At 56.2% G+C, this 16302-nt stretch carries 19 protein-coding genes; all 19 read left to right on the forward strand.

Going from position 1 to position 16302, the window contains the following annotated elements; translation table 11 throughout:
- Positions 1–40: 40 nt before the first annotated feature.
- The 19 genes from cheY (at position 41) to ccmI (ending at position 16275) form a co-directional block, all read left to right on the forward strand.
- The gene (gene cheY, locus ACTG1P_RS19675) at positions 41–412 is read left to right on the forward strand and encodes a chemotaxis response regulator CheY (protein WP_005334709.1); all 372 of its coding nucleotides are present in this window, start codon (positions 41–43) and stop codon (positions 410–412) included.
- Positions 413–424: 12 nt separating this feature from the next.
- Positions 425–1165, forward strand: a complete 741-nt coding sequence (locus tag ACTG1P_RS19680; protein ID WP_005353668.1) for a protein phosphatase CheZ — start codon at positions 425–427, stop codon at positions 1163–1165.
- Positions 1166–1176: 11 nt separating this feature from the next.
- Positions 1177–3387: a chemotaxis protein CheA gene (locus ACTG1P_RS19685; RefSeq protein WP_440002017.1), complete on the forward strand. Its 2211-nt coding sequence runs from the start codon at positions 1177–1179 to the stop codon at positions 3385–3387.
- 32 nt (positions 3388–3419) lie between these two features.
- Complete coding sequence (locus ACTG1P_RS19690) at positions 3420–4535, forward strand: protein-glutamate methylesterase/protein-glutamine glutaminase (RefSeq protein WP_120415655.1); 1116 nt, start codon at positions 3420–3422, stop codon at positions 4533–4535.
- 2 nt (positions 4536–4537) lie between these two features.
- Positions 4538–5275 (forward strand): flagellar motor protein, encoded by a 738-nt coding sequence (locus ACTG1P_RS19695; protein WP_047434323.1) that lies wholly within the window; start codon positions 4538–4540, stop codon positions 5273–5275.
- A gap of 2 nt (positions 5276–5277) precedes the next feature.
- A complete protein-coding gene (locus ACTG1P_RS19700; RefSeq protein ID WP_440002018.1) occupies positions 5278–6198 on the forward strand; it encodes a flagellar motor protein MotB in 921 nt (306 codons plus the stop codon).
- Between the two features lie 4 nt (positions 6199–6202).
- Positions 6203–6997 (forward strand): ParA family protein, encoded by a 795-nt coding sequence (locus ACTG1P_RS19705; protein WP_005353663.1) that lies wholly within the window; start codon positions 6203–6205, stop codon positions 6995–6997.
- A complete protein-coding gene (locus tag ACTG1P_RS19710) occupies positions 6994–7866 on the forward strand; it encodes a chemotaxis protein CheW (protein ID WP_181221494.1) in 873 nt (290 codons plus the stop codon). Before ACTG1P_RS19705 ends, ACTG1P_RS19710 begins: the two co-directional genes overlap by 4 nt.
- Positions 7867–7935: 69 nt before the next feature.
- On the forward strand, positions 7936–8424 hold the full coding sequence (locus tag ACTG1P_RS19715) for a chemotaxis protein CheW (RefSeq protein WP_005298836.1): 489 nt from the start codon (positions 7936–7938) through the stop codon (positions 8422–8424).
- Between the two features lie 28 nt (positions 8425–8452).
- Positions 8453–8830, forward strand: a complete 378-nt coding sequence (locus ACTG1P_RS19720) for a DUF2802 domain-containing protein (protein ID WP_440002323.1) — start codon at positions 8453–8455, stop codon at positions 8828–8830.
- A gap of 198 nt (positions 8831–9028) precedes the next feature.
- A complete protein-coding gene (gene ccmA / locus ACTG1P_RS19725; RefSeq protein WP_440002019.1) occupies positions 9029–9673 on the forward strand; it encodes a cytochrome c biogenesis heme-transporting ATPase CcmA in 645 nt (214 codons plus the stop codon).
- A gap of 4 nt (positions 9674–9677) precedes the next feature.
- Positions 9678–10346 (forward strand): heme exporter protein CcmB, encoded by a 669-nt coding sequence (ccmB, locus tag ACTG1P_RS19730; RefSeq protein ID WP_005353658.1) that lies wholly within the window; start codon positions 9678–9680, stop codon positions 10344–10346.
- Between the two features lie 170 nt (positions 10347–10516).
- Positions 10517–11257, forward strand: a complete 741-nt coding sequence (locus ACTG1P_RS19735) for a heme ABC transporter permease (protein ID WP_005334687.1) — start codon at positions 10517–10519, stop codon at positions 11255–11257.
- 2 nt (positions 11258–11259) lie between these two features.
- Entirely contained in the window at positions 11260–11466 is a 207-nt protein-coding gene (gene ccmD, locus ACTG1P_RS19740) for a heme exporter protein CcmD (RefSeq protein WP_019444732.1), read from the forward strand.
- The gene (ccmE, locus tag ACTG1P_RS19745) at positions 11463–11954 is read left to right on the forward strand and encodes a cytochrome c maturation protein CcmE (protein WP_108541341.1); all 492 of its coding nucleotides are present in this window, start codon (positions 11463–11465) and stop codon (positions 11952–11954) included. Before ccmD ends, ccmE begins: the two co-directional genes overlap by 4 nt.
- Before the next feature lie 82 nt (positions 11955–12036).
- Positions 12037–13992 (forward strand): heme lyase CcmF/NrfE family subunit, encoded by a 1956-nt coding sequence (locus ACTG1P_RS19750; protein WP_440002020.1) that lies wholly within the window; start codon positions 12037–12039, stop codon positions 13990–13992.
- Entirely contained in the window at positions 13989–14519 is a 531-nt protein-coding gene (locus ACTG1P_RS19755; protein ID WP_108541339.1) for a DsbE family thiol:disulfide interchange protein, read from the forward strand. The genes ACTG1P_RS19750 and ACTG1P_RS19755 overlap by 4 nt, the downstream gene beginning before the upstream one ends.
- 11 nt (positions 14520–14530) lie before the next feature.
- Entirely contained in the window at positions 14531–15010 is a 480-nt protein-coding gene (locus ACTG1P_RS19760) for a cytochrome c-type biogenesis protein (RefSeq protein ID WP_017788562.1), read from the forward strand.
- Positions 15007–16275 carry a c-type cytochrome biogenesis protein CcmI gene (ccmI, locus tag ACTG1P_RS19765; RefSeq protein WP_440002021.1) on the forward strand — a complete coding sequence of 423 codons (1269 nt, stop codon included), beginning with the start codon at positions 15007–15009 and terminating at the stop codon, positions 16273–16275. The genes ACTG1P_RS19760 and ccmI overlap by 4 nt, the downstream gene beginning before the upstream one ends.
- Positions 16276–16302: the final 27 nt, after the last annotated feature.

The raw sequence follows: 16302 nt of genomic DNA on the forward strand, positions 1-16302 counted from the left end.
CACTCTGGTGGCTATTTAGGAGGGAATTTTGGACAAGAACATGAAAATCCTCATTGTTGACGATTTTTCAACGATGCGCCGGATTATCAAGAACTTGCTGCGCGACTTGGGATTCAACAATACCCATGAGGCGGATGACGGCAATACAGCGCTGCCGATGCTGAAAAATGGTGATTTTCAGTTTGTAGTTACCGACTGGAACATGCCTGGCATGCAAGGTATTGACCTGCTTAAAGCCATCCGTGTCGATGAGAAGCTCAAGCATCTGCCGGTACTGATGGTAACCGCTGAAGCCAAACGTGAGCAGATCATTGAAGCCGCCCAAGCTGGCGTCAACGGTTACATCGTCAAGCCCTTTACCGCAGCAACGCTCAAAGAAAAACTCGACAAAATTTTCGAACGAATTGGCTAAGGAGCTGCAGGGATGATGGCCAAAACGAGAGCAATGATTTCGCTCGACCAGGCAAGGATGCTTGTTGCTCATCTGGAGCAAGGCGAATTTGAGCTGGCCGATGAACTGCTTGCCGAAGTATGTGCCCCCAACGCAGCCGATCTGTTTGAAAAAGTAGGTCAGCTGACCCGACAACTGCATGATTCACTTCAAGAATTTCGCCTCGATCCCCGTATTCCCGATTTGGCTACCCATGACATTCCCGATGCTCGGGAACGCTTGAGCTACGTTATCGATATGACCGACAAAGCGGCCAATCGCACAATGGATGCGGTGGAAGCCAGTTTGCCGATAGCGGATCGCCTGAATGACAATATCCAGCTGGTGATGCCGAACTGGAATGCCCTGATGTCTCGTGACATGAGCGTGGGGCAGTTCAAATCCTTATGTCACCAACTTGATGATTTTATTAAGGCTTCAGAGTCTGATGCCGATAAATTACGGCAACTGCTGACAGAAATCCTGATGGCACAAGATTTTCAGGATTTGACAGGTCAGATGATCCGCAAGGTCATCAAGCTTGTTCAGGAAGTTGAAACAAAATTAATAGAAATGCTGACCATGTTTGGTGAGGCTTCTGCTGAGCATTCAACTCGTAGTATTCCTGTCAACGGGATTGAAGCAGAGGGCCCTATCATGAACCCCGAGGCTCGTGCCGATGTGGTCAATGGTCAGGATGATGTGGACGATCTGCTGTCTAGCTTGGGATTCTAATGGAGTGACGCATGGCCTTCGAAGTTGATGAAGACATACTGCAAGACTTTCTGGTCGAAGCATCCGAAATATTGGAACAGTTGTCTGAACAACTGGTCGACTTGGAAAAGCGGCCCGATGACAAGAACCTGTTGAATGCCATCTTTCGCGGTTTCCATACCGTGAAAGGGGGGGCAGGTTTTCTGTCGCTCGGTGAACTTGTTGATGTATGCCACGGTGCGGAAAACGTGTTCGATATCTTGCGTAATGGCAAGCGAACCGTTACTGCGGAGCTGATGGATGTGATCCTGCAAGCGCTGGATGCCATCAATGTCATGTTCGCCCAGGTTCAAAATCGCGAAGCACCCAGCCCTGCGTCAGATGATTTGCTTCATGACCTCCATGAGTTGTGCAAGCCGGAAGGGGAAGAGCAACTGCGCACGGCTACCAGTGCGGCAGCGGCTGTAGAATCTGAACCTGCAGCACCGGTAGTTGTTGAAGAAGTTGCTCCAGAAGTTGTTGAACCCGCAGCCATCAGCAGCGAGCCTGCTCCTGTCAATGGCGGCGGCTCGATCGATGAAATTTCTGCAGACGAATTTGAACGTCTGCTGGACGAACTCCACGGTGTGGGTGGGGCTCCGACCAAGACGGCTGCAGCAGCCCCGATAGCGGGTGGCTCTGGCGATATCACCGATGATGAGTTTGAGGCTTTGCTGGACCAGCTCCATGGCCAGGGACAGCACATGGGGGCGCCAGAGGTGAATCCTCTGAAATCGGTGCAAAAAGAGGTGGACGAGCTTATCGATGATGATGAGTTTGAACGCCTGCTTGATGAATTGCATGGTCGTGGTCAAGGGCCTCAGAGTACTATGGCACCTGCCGCACCTGCCGCACCTGCCGCACCTGCCGCACCTGCCGCACCTGCCACACCTGCCGCGGCGACTCCGCCTAAACCGGCCAATCCTGTAGCCAAATCTGCACCTGCTGCCACCGCAAAACCCGCTGAAGCCGCCAAGGCGCCAGCGCCTGCCGCCAAGGCGGCGCCTGCGCCAGTAGAAAATAGTGCCGTGCAAAGCGATACGACAGTGCGGGTGGATACCAAGACTCTCGATGTCATCATGAACATGGTAGGTGAGTTGGTATTGGTTCGTAACCGGCTGGTGAGCCTGGGTATTGCCAGCAATGATGAAGAGATGTCAAAGGCGGTTGCCAATCTGGATGTGGTAACGGCTGACCTGCAAGGGGCGGTGATGAAAACCCGCATGCAGCCAATCAAGAAGGTATTTGGTCGTTTCCCGCGCGTGGTACGTGATCTGGCCAGAACCCTTAAGAAAGAGATTGAGCTGGTGATGGTGGGCGAAGAGACAGATCTGGATAAAAACCTGGTAGAGGCGCTCGCCGATCCTCTGGTTCACCTCGTTCGCAACTCCTGCGATCACGGAGTCGAAATGCCGGATGTGCGGGAGAAAGCGGGCAAACCGCGGCAAGGGACGATCACCCTTAGCGCCTCCCAGCAAGGCGATCATATCCTGCTTTGCATCGAGGATGATGGGGCTGGGATGGATCCGGAGAAACTCAAGTCCATCGCAATCAGTCGCGGTGTTCTGGATGCAGATACTGCCGCTCGCATGAGCGACAACGATGCCTATAACCTGATCTTTGCCCCGGGTTTTTCAACCAAGGCCGAGATCTCCGATATATCTGGCCGTGGTGTCGGAATGGACGTGGTTAAAACCAGCATTGTCAGCCTCAATGGGTCAGTGCACATAGATTCCACTTGGGGGAAAGGTACCCGTCTCGAAATCAAGGTTCCGTTGACGCTAGCCATTCTGCCGACGCTGATGGTTGAAGTGGGTGAGCAAACCTTCGCACTTCCCCTTGGTTGTGTGAACGAGATTTTCCATTTGGATCTGAAAAAGGCCAACATGGTTGATGGCCAGCTCACCATCATTGTACGCGAGAAGGCGATACCGCTCTTCTATCTGCATAAATGGTTGATTCGTGGCGCCAACAAGCGTTCACGTCAGGATACCGGACATGTGGTGATCGTGCAGATTGGCACTCAGCAAATCGGGTTTGTGGTAGACAGTCTGATTGGTCAGGAAGAGGTGGTGATCAAGCCACTTGATAACCTGCTGCAAGGCACCCCTGGCATGGCCGGGGCGACGATTACCAGTGATGGCGGAATTGCCCTTATTTTGGATGTGCCGAGTCTGCTCAAAGCATATGCGCGTAGACATTAATAGCTCAGGCCCAAGGAGTTAGAAAAACAACAATGGCAGTCAAGGTATTAGTTGTCGACGATTCGAGCTTCTTTCGCCGTCGGGTGAGCGAGATCATCAATCAGGATCCCATGCTGACGGTGATTGATACGGCCCAGAATGGACGTGAGGCGGTGGACAAGGCGATGTCGCTACGCCCTGATGTGATCACCATGGACATCGAGATGCCCGTGATGGATGGCATAAGTGCGGTGCGGGAGATCATGGCCAAGTGCCCAACCCCCATTCTGATGTTCTCCTCCCTGACCCATGAAGGGGCCAAGGCTACGCTGGATGCGCTGGACGCCGGTGCTCTCGACTTTTTGCCCAAGAAGTTTGAGGACATTGCCAGAGACAAAGATGAAGCGGTCAGACTGTTGCAACAGCGGGTGAAGGAGATATCCCGCAAGCGCTTCCTGATGACATCCGCTGCTCGTCCCAAAGCACCTGAACCGGTTGCTCGTGTTCCTCTGGGCAGCACAGCGCCCAGAACTCCTGATCGTCAGCCTGACCTGCAACGCACTGTGCCAAGTGCTTCATTCAAGCGCAGTGGCAAGAGTTATCAGTTGGTGGCGATCGGGACTTCTACCGGCGGACCGGTTGCTTTGCAAAATGTGCTGACCAAGTTGCCGGGAGATTTTCCCCATCCCATCCTGCTTATCCAGCATATGCCAGCCACTTTTACCGCCGCGTTTGCTGCCCGTCTCAACGGGTTATGCCAGATTGGCGTCAAGGAAGCGGAAGATGGCGATGTGCTTAAACCCGGGCATGCCTACCTTGCTCCCGGTGGCAAACAGATGCTGCTGGAAGGTCGTGGTGCAGGGGCTCGCATTCGCATCGTGGATGGCAACGACAAGGTAAATTACAAGCCTTGTGTGGACATCACCTTTGCCTCTGCGGCCAAGACCTATGCCGACAAGGTATTGGCGATTGTGCTGACTGGTATGGGCGCAGATGGCCGTGATGGCGCTAGACTGCTGAAAGAGCAGGGATCAACCATCTGGGCGCAGGATGAGGCCTCCTGCGTGGTATATGGTATGCCCCAAGCAGTAGCCAAAGCGGGGATTGCCAGCGAATCACTCCCTCTGGACAAGGTGGCCCAGCGTATTCTGGTTGAGTTGGGGCGCTAATCATGGGCTTGCTCGGTTTGCTCCTGGCATTGGGGGCTATTGCCATTGCCCAACTGTGGCATGGCGGTTCCCTGTTGACGCTGGTGGACGGCCCTGCTTTTTTGATCGTGCTGGGTGGTACCGTCGGTGCCGTCACGTTGCAGACCCCAGCCAAGTACATCTTGCTGGCGTTGCGCCAGCTGTTATGGATTTTTACCCCTCCCCGCCAAGATCTCGCGGTACAGGCCGAACGGTTGCAGTCATGGGCCGTCTTTGCGCGCCAGCAAGGGCTGCTGGCCCTTGAAAATCAGGCCGAGCAGGAGGAAGACAACTTTACTCGCCAAGGGCTTGGCATGATTGTCGATGGGGTCTCCACTGAGGATATTCGCATGTTGCTCGAAGCCGATATCGATATCGAGCAGGAGCGCAATGAACATGCCGCCAGAGTATTTGAAGCCATGGGGGGGTACAGTCCGACCATCGGGATCATCGGTGCCGTGCTGGGCCTGATCCAGGCCATGTTTCATCTCGAAGACCCGTCAGCACTGGGGGCGGGTATCGCAGTGGCATTTGTGGCAACCATCTATGGAGTGGGGTTTGCCAACCTCATCTACCTGCCTATCGCCAATCGGTTACGCGCATTTCACTATCACTATGCACTCTTTCAGGAGATGACCCTGGAAGGGCTGCTGGCTATCGCCCATGGTGAAAACGGCTTGCAGGTTGAACGCAGGCTCAGGGCCTATTTGAAAGGAGAGTAGCCATGCGCAAGCGCTATCGGTTGCACTTGCAGGGTCGCGAGCATCTTGACCGCTGGCTGGTCTCCTATGCCGATTATATGACGCTGATCTTTGCCTTGTTCGTGGTGCTCTACTCTGTTGCGCTGGTGAACAAAGACAAGTATCGCGCGGTGATTGATGGCATGAGCCAGGCGTTCAGTGTCATGCAGTCTGGCGGCAATGGCTTGCTTGAAGGGCAGGGTAATTCCCTGCTGGATAATGCGGTATCTGCCTCTCCATCGTTGCTGGAAAGCCCAGCATCCCCCTCTCCTTCACTTGCTCCTATTTCTAGTGTGCCAGTGCTGCAAGATGGCGCGACACTTGCAAAACTCGATATGCAGTTGCAACAGAGCATGGGCTCGCTGGTGGATGCCGGTATCGTCAAACTGACGCAAGATGAGAACTGGCTGACGGTTGAACTCAGTTCCGGCTTGTTGTTTGGCAGCGGCAGTGCCTTTTTGGGACCAAACGCTGCACCGGTCATTAATACTCTTTCAAGTATTCTCAAACCGGTCGATAACTATGTAAGGGTTCGGGGTTATACCGATAACCAACAGATAAATAATGAAATTTATCGTTCTAACTGGGCGCTTTCTGCATCTCGGGCCGAAGCGGTACTCAATGGTTTGATTGCAGATGGGATCGCCCCCCAGCGTCTGGCGTTCGAGGCATATGGCGAGTTTTCCCCCTTTGCTGACAACGGCAGCGAGCAGGGCAGACTGCAGAATCGCAAGGTTGTGGTCGCTATCTCCAAATTTGCCTGGGTGCCGCCAGCACCTGTGGTTGCAACACCGACGGTAGTTGCTGAACCGGTTCCTGCTGTACAGCAGGCGGTGGATGCAGGAGAGATAAAGGTGATCACCTTGCCCGGTGGTGGCATACGCATAACAACAAGGCAGGATTGATACAGTGATTGTTTGGACGGTTGCCAACCAGAAAGGTGGTGTGGGTAAAACCACCACAGTGGTCTCGCTTGCGGGGATCCTGGCCCAGCGTGGCCAGCGGGTGCTGTTGATTGATACTGACCCCCATGCTTCGCTGACTGCATATCTTGATTTTGATTCAGATCGCCTGGATGGAACCCTCTATGAATTGTTTCAAGCTGTCAAACCGACAGCCGAGCTTGTCAATAAACTGACGCTCAAGACCAAGTTCGAAAATATCAACTTACTGCCAGCATCTATTACCTTGGCGACCCTTGATCGGGTGATGGGCAATCGTGAGGGGATGGGACTGGTACTGAAGCGGGCACTGCTGCGCATTCAGGAGCAATATGATTACGTGCTGATCGATTGCCCGCCAGTATTGGGGGTGATGATGGTCAACGCGCTGGCTGCCTGCGATCGCATTCTGGTGCCTGTCCAGACAGAATTTCTGGCCCTCAAGGGGTTGGAGCGGATGATGAAAACATTCGAGATCATGCAGCGTTCCAAGCGTGACAAGTTCCGTTATACCGTGATCCCGACCATGTTCGACAAGCGCACCCGTGCCTCTCTGATGACCTTGAAGTCGATCAAGGATCAATATGGGGATTCAGTGTGGAATGCTGTGATCCCTATTGATACCAAGTTTCGGGATGCCAGCTTGCTGCATATCCCCCCGTCTATCTATTCTCCCGGGAGTCGTGGAACCTATGCATACGAAACGCTGCTCAACCATCTTGATGCCCTTGAGCGGCAACGGGTTCATGAGGTGACGGCATGAGAGATACCATTCAAGTTCGGGCGATGGATGACTATTTCCACTCCCTGCTGCTCGATGAGCCACTGGTGCTGGATGAGGTGGAAGAGGTTCAATCTGCCCCTGTTTTACAGTTGCAACGTCAGCCCCAAAGCGTCCCCGAGGTAGTCGCCGCACCTTACCTTGAAAGCGATCCACGGCTTGCACAACTCGGTGAGCTATTGGCTCAGGTGGGACAAGTCCAGTTTGAGAATGACGCCTTCACCCAGGAAGCGACTCTCACCGCACCGCTGGAGATTGTGGCGGAGGAGTCACTGTTGCCAGTGGAGCCTGAATGGCCTGCGGAGGTGCTGCTCCCCGAAGTTGCGGAGCCCCACACCACCATCTTGACTGAAACTGCGCTGGAGGTTGCTCCGGTAGAGGCCATTGAACCTGTTGCCTGGGAAAATATCGATACCGGCAAAGAGTTTCAGGCCCTTTTCTTTGAAGTCGCGGGTGTGACGTTTGCGGTGCCGTTGACCGAGCTGGGTGGTATTCATCAGCTGGGCGAGATCACCTCCCTGTTTGGCCAACCGGGTTGGTACAAGGGGATCATGACCTCCCGCGAGCAGAAGATGAATGTGGTCGATACTGCCCAGTGGGTCATGCCGGGTCAGCATCTCGAGATGGATGATTACAAGTATCTGATTATGCTTGGTGAATCGCCGTGGGGATTAGCCTGCCATCATCTCAAAGGGACTGAATTGTTACACCGTGACCAGGTGAAATGGCGCCATCAGGAGGGCAAGCGCCCCTGGTTGGCGGGCATGGTCAAAGAAAAAATGTGTGCCCTGTTACACGTCCGAGAACTGCTCCTGTTGTTGGAGCGTGGGGTTAACATAGAAGGTCGCTGATAACTTCTGCAATCGAGCTGTTTTATTGCTAGTTTTAGCAGTAGACGTTTTCATAAAAGGAATAAAAACATGACAGAAAAGCGCAATATTGCACAGAATCTGGCCGAAGATGAAGTGCTGCAATGGGTAACCTTCCAACTGGAAAACGAAACCTACGGCATCAATGTGATGCAGGTTCAGGAGGTGTTGCGCTACACCGAAATTGCACCGGTGCCGGGTGCGCCTGAGTACGTACTGGGGATCATCAACCTGCGTGGCAATGTGGTGACTGTCATCGATACCCGTTCCCGTTTCGGTCTGCCTTCCGGTGATGTGAGTGAAAACTCCCGGATTGTGATCATCGAGGCAGAGAAGCAGGTGATCGGCATCATGGTCGACAGCGTGGCAGAAGTGGTTTATCTGCGCTCTTCCGAAATCGATGCGGCACCTGCGGTCGGTACTGAAGAGAGCGCCAAGTTTATTCAGGGGGTGAGCAACCGCGATGGGCAACTGCTGATCCTGGTTGACTTGAACAAGCTGCTCTCCGATGAAGAGTGGGAAGATATCGGTTCCCTCTGATAAGTAAGGTGATGTTTTGATAATCGAGATGGTTGCCTTGGGGATGTCCCTGATTGCCTTGGCGTTTGCCTCTTATATCTGGTTCAAGAGCAAGCGCAGCAAGCAGGAGTCCGAGGCCAGTGTGGCAACCCTGCAAGGTCAGTTGGAAAGCTTGCGCAAGCAGATGATGGAACTCCATACCGGCGCTATTGGCATGGGGCAGCGTCTGCAGTCGGTGGAAGGGGCGATTCAGCAGGTCAATGAGCGCCAGCAAGAGCTGACCATGCAGGATCCCGAGCGCAGGCTCTACAGCCGAGCGGCAAAGATGGTCGAACTGGGCGCCGATCTTGATGAAGTCATGAGTGAGTGCGAGTTGCCAAAGGCAGAGGCTGAGCTCTTGATATCGTTGCGAAAAGGTCGCTCTTGATGATTCAGGAAGGCAATTGCCTTCCTGAATTTTATGGCGTGCAGCCGCTTTTCCCCCAGCAGCGTTGAGCTAGTAGTTTCTACCGTATTTTCTTTGTGATCCCGGTCGCCAGTCAGTTCAATTGTTGCATCTTTGAAAAGACGTATTCCAATACTGTGTTAAGATGCAGACCGCTTCATTTTCTCTGAAAAAATCCCCATGCTGCTTCAAGTTAACAATCTGAGCTGCGTGCGCGAAGATCGCACTCTGTTTGAACACCTCACTTTCTCTGTTGCGCCCGGCGATCTGGTGCAAATTGAAGGGCCCAACGGGGTCGGCAAGACCAGCCTGTTGCGATTGTTGACCGGGCTGTCGCAGCCGTTTGCCGGTGAGGTGTGCTGGAATGAGGAGAATATTCGTCACTGTCGCGATGAGTATCATGCCAATCTGCTCTATCTCGGCCATCAGCCCGGTGTCAAAGCGGCGCTGACCCCTTTTGAAAACCTGAAGTTCTACCAGCAGTTACATCACCCGCAGCAGACAGAGACTGATTTGTGGCAGATATTGGCCCGGGTAGGGCTGGCCGGATTTGAAGAGAACCCGACCGGGCAACTCTCTGCTGGCCAGCAACGCCGGGTGGCTCTGGCCAGACTCTGGCTGTCACAGAAACCGGCACTCTGGATCCTCGATGAACCCTTTACCGCCATCGACAAGCAAGGGGTCAAGGTGCTCGAACAGCTCTTTCTGGCCCACGCCGAGCGGGGCGGCATGGTGATCCTCACCACCCATCAGGATCTGACCCTGATGCAGGGACAGCTGAAGACTATCTCGTTGACCCCCTTCGCCTCGACATTGCAGGAGTAACGCCATGTTGCGCGCTGTTATGCACCTTATTCACCGTGAACTGCTGATGGCCCTGCGCCAGCGTTCCGATATTCTCAATCCGCTCTGGTTTTTCCTCATCGTCATCACCCTGTTTCCGTTAGGCATTGGCCCGGAGCCCAAACTGCTGGCCCGTATTGCCCCGGGGATTATCTGGGTGGCGGCGCTATTGGCGGCCATGCTGTCGCTGGAGCGACTGTTTCGCGACGACTTTGCCGATGGCGCGCTGGAGCAGATGATGCTGATGCCGCACCCGCTGGGCTTGCTGGCGCTGGCGAAAGTGGTCGCTCACTGGCTGCTGACCGGATTGCCGCTGCTGCTGATCTCTCCCTTGCTGGCGATTTTGCTGTCGCTGGATATGAACACTTATCTGGCCGTCGTCGCGACGCTGGCACTTGGCACTCCGGTATTGAGTTTGCTCGGCGCGGTCGGGGTCGCGTTGACGGTGGGACTGCGCAAAGGCGGGGTGCTGCTTAGTCTGCTGATCCTGCCGCTCTATATTCCGGTACTGATTTTTGCCACCTCAGCCATCGATGCCGCGGGGATGAGCTTGCCCTATGGCGGGCAGCTTGCCATTCTGGCAGCCATGCTGGTGGGGGCTTTGACACTGACGCCGCTGGCTGTGTCGGCGGCGTTGCGGGTCAGCCTCAACTGATGGCCGTGAGCTGAACCGAATTTGGCTCCGAATGGGGTCTTTTTGCAAAAAATAATGTTGCGATGGATCAAGGAGAGTGCCGCTTATTGCTTTCGGGGTATTTGATGCTGCCCCGTGGTCGGTATGGTAGGCCTCGCCAAACGATTAATAACAAAAAGGTTTTGTGAGCTATGTGGAAATGGTTGCACCCTTATGCCAAACCGGAGCGTGCCTATCAGCTGGCAGGCACGCTGTTGCCCTGGTTTGCGGTGATTAGTCTGCTCTCGTTTGTGATCGGTACTGTCTGGGGCCTCGCGTTTGCGCCAGCGGATTACCAGCAGGGAGATTCGTTCCGGATCATCTATATCCACGTGCCTTCCGCCATTCTCTCCATGGGGGCCTACTCCACCATGGCGGTGGCCGCCTTTATCGGCCTGGTGTGGCAACTGCGGATGGCGGACATGACGGTTGCAGCCATTGCGCCGGTCGGCGCCGTATTTACCTTTATTGCCCTCTTTACCGGTGCCGCCTGGGGCAAGCCGATGTGGGGAACCTGGTGGGTGTGGGATGCACGGCTCACCTCTGAACTGATCCTGCTGTTTCTCTACCTCGGCGTGATTGCCCTCTACAACGCCTTCAGTGACAAGGTGGTCGCTGGCCGTGCCGCCGGCATTCTGGCACTGGTGGGGGTGATCAACCTGCCGATCATCCACTACTCGGTGGAGTGGTGGAACACCCTGCATCAGGGGGCCACCATCACCAAATTTGACAAACCCTCCATTTCACCCGAGATGCTCTGGCCGCTGCTGATCATGATCTTGGCGTTTGCCGCATTTCTCGGGGCCCTGACCCTGATGCGTTTTCGCAATGAACTCCTGATGCGGGAGTGGCATCGTCCCTGGGTCAAAGAGATTGCAGAGCAGGAGAAGTAAGCATGCACTTTGCCTCTTTCAGTGATTTTATGGCGATGGGCGGTTACGCCTTCTATGTCTGGCTCTCTTTTGGCCTGACGCTGGTGTGTCTGGTCGGCATCATCATTTCTACCCGCATGAAAACCCGCAGCCTGCTCGGTGAGTTACGCAGCAAACAGGCGCGTGAGGCCCGTCGCAAGGCGGCCCAGCAGATGGAGAACACCCTATGAACCCGAGACGTAAAAAACGCCTCACCATCATTCTGGCCATTACCCTGGGTCTGGCTACCGTCAGCGGGCTGGTGCTCTACGCACTCAGTCAGAATATCGACCTCTTCTATACCCCGAGCGAGCTGGTGGAGGGGAAGGGGCCGGACAAGGTCAAGCCGGAAGAGGGGCAGCGCCTGCGCATCGGTGGATTGGTCGTGCCGGGGTCGGTACAACGGGATCCCCAGAGCCTCAAGGTTGCCTTCAAGCTGGTGGATAACGGCGGTCATCTGGTGAAGGTCGAGTTTGACGGCATCCTGCCGGATCTGTTCCGTGAAGGGCAGGGGATTGTTGCCCAGGGCACCCTCAAGGATGCCACGACCGTAGAGGCGTTCGAGGTGCTGGCCAAGCACGATGAGAACTACATGCCGCCGGAAGTGGCCGATGCCACCAACGGCATGCACTTCAAGCCGGAGTATACCGAGGCGCAGTTGAAGGGAGCCAAGCAGTGATCCCTGTGGTGGTTGCCTTTTTCGCTTTGCCTGCCGTGCGTGATGCGGCTGTTGTCACCGTTCAATTGAAAGGAATGCCTTCATGATCCCGGAATTAGGTCAGTTTGCGCTGATCCTGGCCTTTGCCACTGCCCTGCTGCTGGGTAGCTACCCACTGCTGGGCGCCAGTTGGGGGCGTCTTGGCATGATGTCGGCGGCCCGTCCGCTCGCCTATGCCCAGTTCTTGCTGCTGTTGCTGTCGTTTCTCTGCCTGACCTGGGCCTTTATCGACAACGACTTCACCGTGCAGTATGTGGCCACTAACTCCAACAGCCTGCTGCCGCTCGCCTATCGTATCTCGGCGGTATGGGGCGCCCACGAAGGCTCCCTGCTGCTGTGGGTTCTGACCCTGGGTGGCTGGACTGCGGCGGTGGCCATGTTCAGCCGCCGTCTGCCGCTCGATGCTGTCGCACGGGTACTCGGCGTGCTGGGGCTGATCTCGGTCGGCTTCACCGCATTCGTGCTGTTCACCTCCGATCCCTTCACCCGCACCTTGCCCTATTTCCCGGTAGATGGTCGTGACCTCAATCCGCTACTGCAGGATCCTGGTCTTATCTTCCATCCGCCGATGCTCTACATGGGCTATGTGGGCTTCTCGGTTGCCTTTGCCTTTGCCATTGCCTCGCTGATGACCGGCCGCCTCGATGCGACCTGGGCGCGCTGGTCGCGCCCCTGGACCATGGCGGCCTGGGTATTCCTGACCCTCGGCATCGTGCTCGGCTCCTGGTGGGCCTATTACGAGCTCGGCTGGGGCGGCTGGTGGTTCTGGGATCCGGTAGAAAATGCCTCCTTCATGCCCTGGCTCGCGGGTACCGCTCTGCTGCACTCGCTGGCGGTGAGCGAAAAGCGCGCCACCTTCAAGGCGTGGACCGTGCTGCTGGCCCTCTCAGCCTTCTCGCTGAGCCTGCTGGGTACCTTCTTGGTACGCTCCGGCGTGCTGGTGTCGGTCCATGCGTTTGCCTCCGACCCGACCCGCGGTCTGTTTATTCTCGGCTTCCTGCTGGCAGTGATCGGTTCATCCTTGCTGCTGTTTGCCTTTAAAGGCTCGCAGGTGAAGAGCCACGGCAAACACGAGCTGTGGAGCCGCGAGACCCTGCTGCTTTGCAACAACATCATGCTGGTGGCGGGTCTGCTGACCGTTCTGCTCGGTACCTTGCTGCCGCTGGTGCACAAGGAGCTGGGGCTGGGGAGCATCTCTATCGGCACCCCCTTCTTTAACCACATCTACAGCTGGCTGATCATCCCGTTTGCCCTGCTGCTGGGGATTGGCCCGCTGTTTCGCTGGCGTCGTCAGGAGCTGGGGGAACTCAAAAGCAAGGTGCTCGTGGCACTGGTGCTGAGTCTGGCCGCAGCCTTGCTGTTGCCGCTGCTCTTTGCCGAAACCTTCAAGCCGTGGGCGGCGGTAGGGATTGGTCTGGGTGCCTGGATCATCGTCACCAGCGTGCAAGAGACCTGGGCGCGAGCGACCCACAAGCACAGCTTTGCAGTCGGTGTGCGCAAGCTTGGCAACAGCCACTGGGCCATGATTCTTGGCCATGTGGGGCTGGCAGTCAGCATCATTGGTATCGCCTGCACCCAGAATTACAGCATCGAGAAGGATCTGCGGATGCAGGCGGGTGATCGGGTGCACTTTGCCGATTACGAGTTCGTCTTTGCCGGGATCAAGGAGAAGAACGGCCCCAACTATGATGGCTTCAAGGGCGTGCTGGAAGTGCACAAGAATGGCAAGCAGGTCGCCCTGCTCAAGCCCGAGAAGCGGATGTACAAGGTGACCCGGATGCCGATGACCGAAGCAGCCATCGATGCCGGTATCACCCGTGATCTCTATGCGGCGCTGGGGGAACAGCTCGACAACGGGGCCTGGGCAGTGCGGATCTACTACAAGCCGTTTGTGCGCTGGATCTGGTTCGGCGGCGTCTTTATGGCCATCGGTGGCGTGCTGGCGATGCTCGACAAGCGTTACCGTTTCGGCCGTCGTGAGGAGGAGGCCAAGGCATGAACAAAAAGACCTGGTTGTTTTTAATCCCCTTTATCGTCTTTTTGCTGGGGGCGGTGTTCCTGTTCAAAGGGCTCTACTCCGATCCTACCAAGCTTGAGTCCGTGATGGTGGGCAAAGAGGTGCCGGTGTTCACCCTGCAGGACATTTACGATCTGGGCAAACAGCATGACCGCACCATCCTGACCGGTCGCCCCATGCTGCTCAACGTCTGGGCCACCTGGTGCCCGACTTGCTATGGCGAGCACACCTACCTCAAACAGCTGGCAGGGCAGGGTATTCCCATCATCGGCATGAACTACAAGGATGAGCGCGACAAGGCGATCAAATGGCTGGCGGAGCTGGGCAACCCCTATCAGGTCAACCTCTATGATCCGGACGGCATGCTGGGGTTGGATCTCGGGGTATACGGCGCGCCGGAGACCTTCTTTATCGACAGCAAGGGGATCATCCGTTATCGCCACGTGGGGGATATCAACCCCGAGAACTGGGCGTCGACCCTCAAACCCATCTTTGATGCCATGAAGTGAGGGGAGTCCTGATGAGAGTATTTATTGCTTCCCTGCTGCTGTTGCTGGGATGGGTGGTGCAAGCGCCGGCCATGGCCGCTATCGATGTCTACACCTTCGACAACGACAATCAGGAGCAGGTCTTTCGTGAACTGACCAAGGAGCTGCGCTGCCCCAAGTGTCAGAACCAGGATATCGCCGACTCCAATGCGGGGCTGGCCAAGGACTTGCGCGACAAGACCTACCAGATGGTGCGCGAGGGCAAGGATAAAGAGGAGATCGTGGATTACATGGTGGCCCGCTACGGCAACTTTATCCTCTATAACCCGCCCCTGATGGCCTCCACCCTGATCCTCTGGCTCGGCCCGCTGCTGGTGATCCTGATCGGTGGCGCCGTGGTCGTGATGCGCAGCCGCCGGCCCCCTGCGGTGAAAAAACAACTGGATAACGCCTTGAGCGAGGAGGAGCAGCGCCGACTGGCCGAGCTGCTCAAAGAGGAAGAGAAACAATGACCGCTTTTTGGATAGTGATTGCGGGCTTGCTGGTGCTGGTGAGTCTGGCGCTCGTCGTGCCGCTGTGGCGTGGAGAAGGCAAACAGAGCATCAGTCGCTCGGCGCTCAACAAACAGCTCTATCGCCAGCGGCTGCTGGAGATTGGCGAAGAGCGCGAGCAGGGTGTCCTGGCTGAGGAGTCCGACTCGCTGGTCGAGCTGCAACGAAGCCTCTTGGATGATATCCCTGATGTGGAGCAGACTGCCCGCAGTGGCAAGAGTCTGATCTGGATCCCGGGTGTGCTGGTGCTGTTGGTGGTGAGTCTGGGGCTCTACTACAAGTTGGGCTCCTGGCTGGAGGTGAGCCGTTGGCAAGATGCCAGCAGCCGTCTTGGCGAGCTGAGCAACCGCATTTTGGTGGAACGCGATGCCCAGGTGACCGAGCAGGATCTGCTGGATTTCACGCTGGCACTGCGTACCCGCCTCAAGGATGAACCGAACGACTACCGCGGTTGGCTGCTGCTGGGACGTTTGGCGCTGGATGGTAATGATCCCGAGATGGCCAGTGAGGCGCTGGAGCGGGCCTACACGCTGGCTCCCCAGAAGTCGCTGGTGGCGGTGCCCTATGCGCAGGCGCTAATGATGACGGGGGATGAGGCGCAAGCGGATGCCCTGTTGCAAGTGGCTATCGCGCAGGATCCGGACAATATCGAGGCGCGCTCTGTCTATGCCTTTATGGCGCTGCAAAAAGAGGACTTTCAGACCGCGCTGTCTCGCTGGCAGGCGATGTTGCCACTGATGGAGAAAGGCACTCCCCGTTATGTGATGGTCGAGCGCTCCATGGAGTATGCCCGCGCGCAGCTCAAGCAGCGCGGCATCGAGGTGACGAATTCAGGCGCAGCCAAAGCGGGCGCAGTTGAGGGACAACCGCTCGCGGTGAAAGAGGGGGAATTCCCCATCCACGTCACGTTGGCGGCGGGCATTCAGATGCCGGAAGATGCCCATCTCTTCGTCTTTGCCGTGGTGCCCAACGGGCCGCCTATGCCCATCGCCGTGAAGCGTATCGCAGGGCCAACCCTGCCTGTTACCCTGTCACTCGGGGATGGCGATGCCATGATGGAAGGCAGCAAACTGGCGGCCTATCCGGAGCTGCAGTTCAAGGCGCGTCTCTCGCGCGGTGGCAATGTGATGAACAAGGAAGGAGCCTTCGAAGGGGTATCCGTGCCTGTTAAGACGACCGAGATCCCTGCTGCTCCGATTGACATCCGCATCGATCACGCCCTCTAATATGCCTTTGGATAACCTGGCTCCTGG

This window comes from Aeromonas sp. 11P (assembly GCF_051920165.1).
Lineage (GTDB): Bacteria > Pseudomonadota > Gammaproteobacteria > Enterobacterales > Aeromonadaceae > Aeromonas > Aeromonas veronii.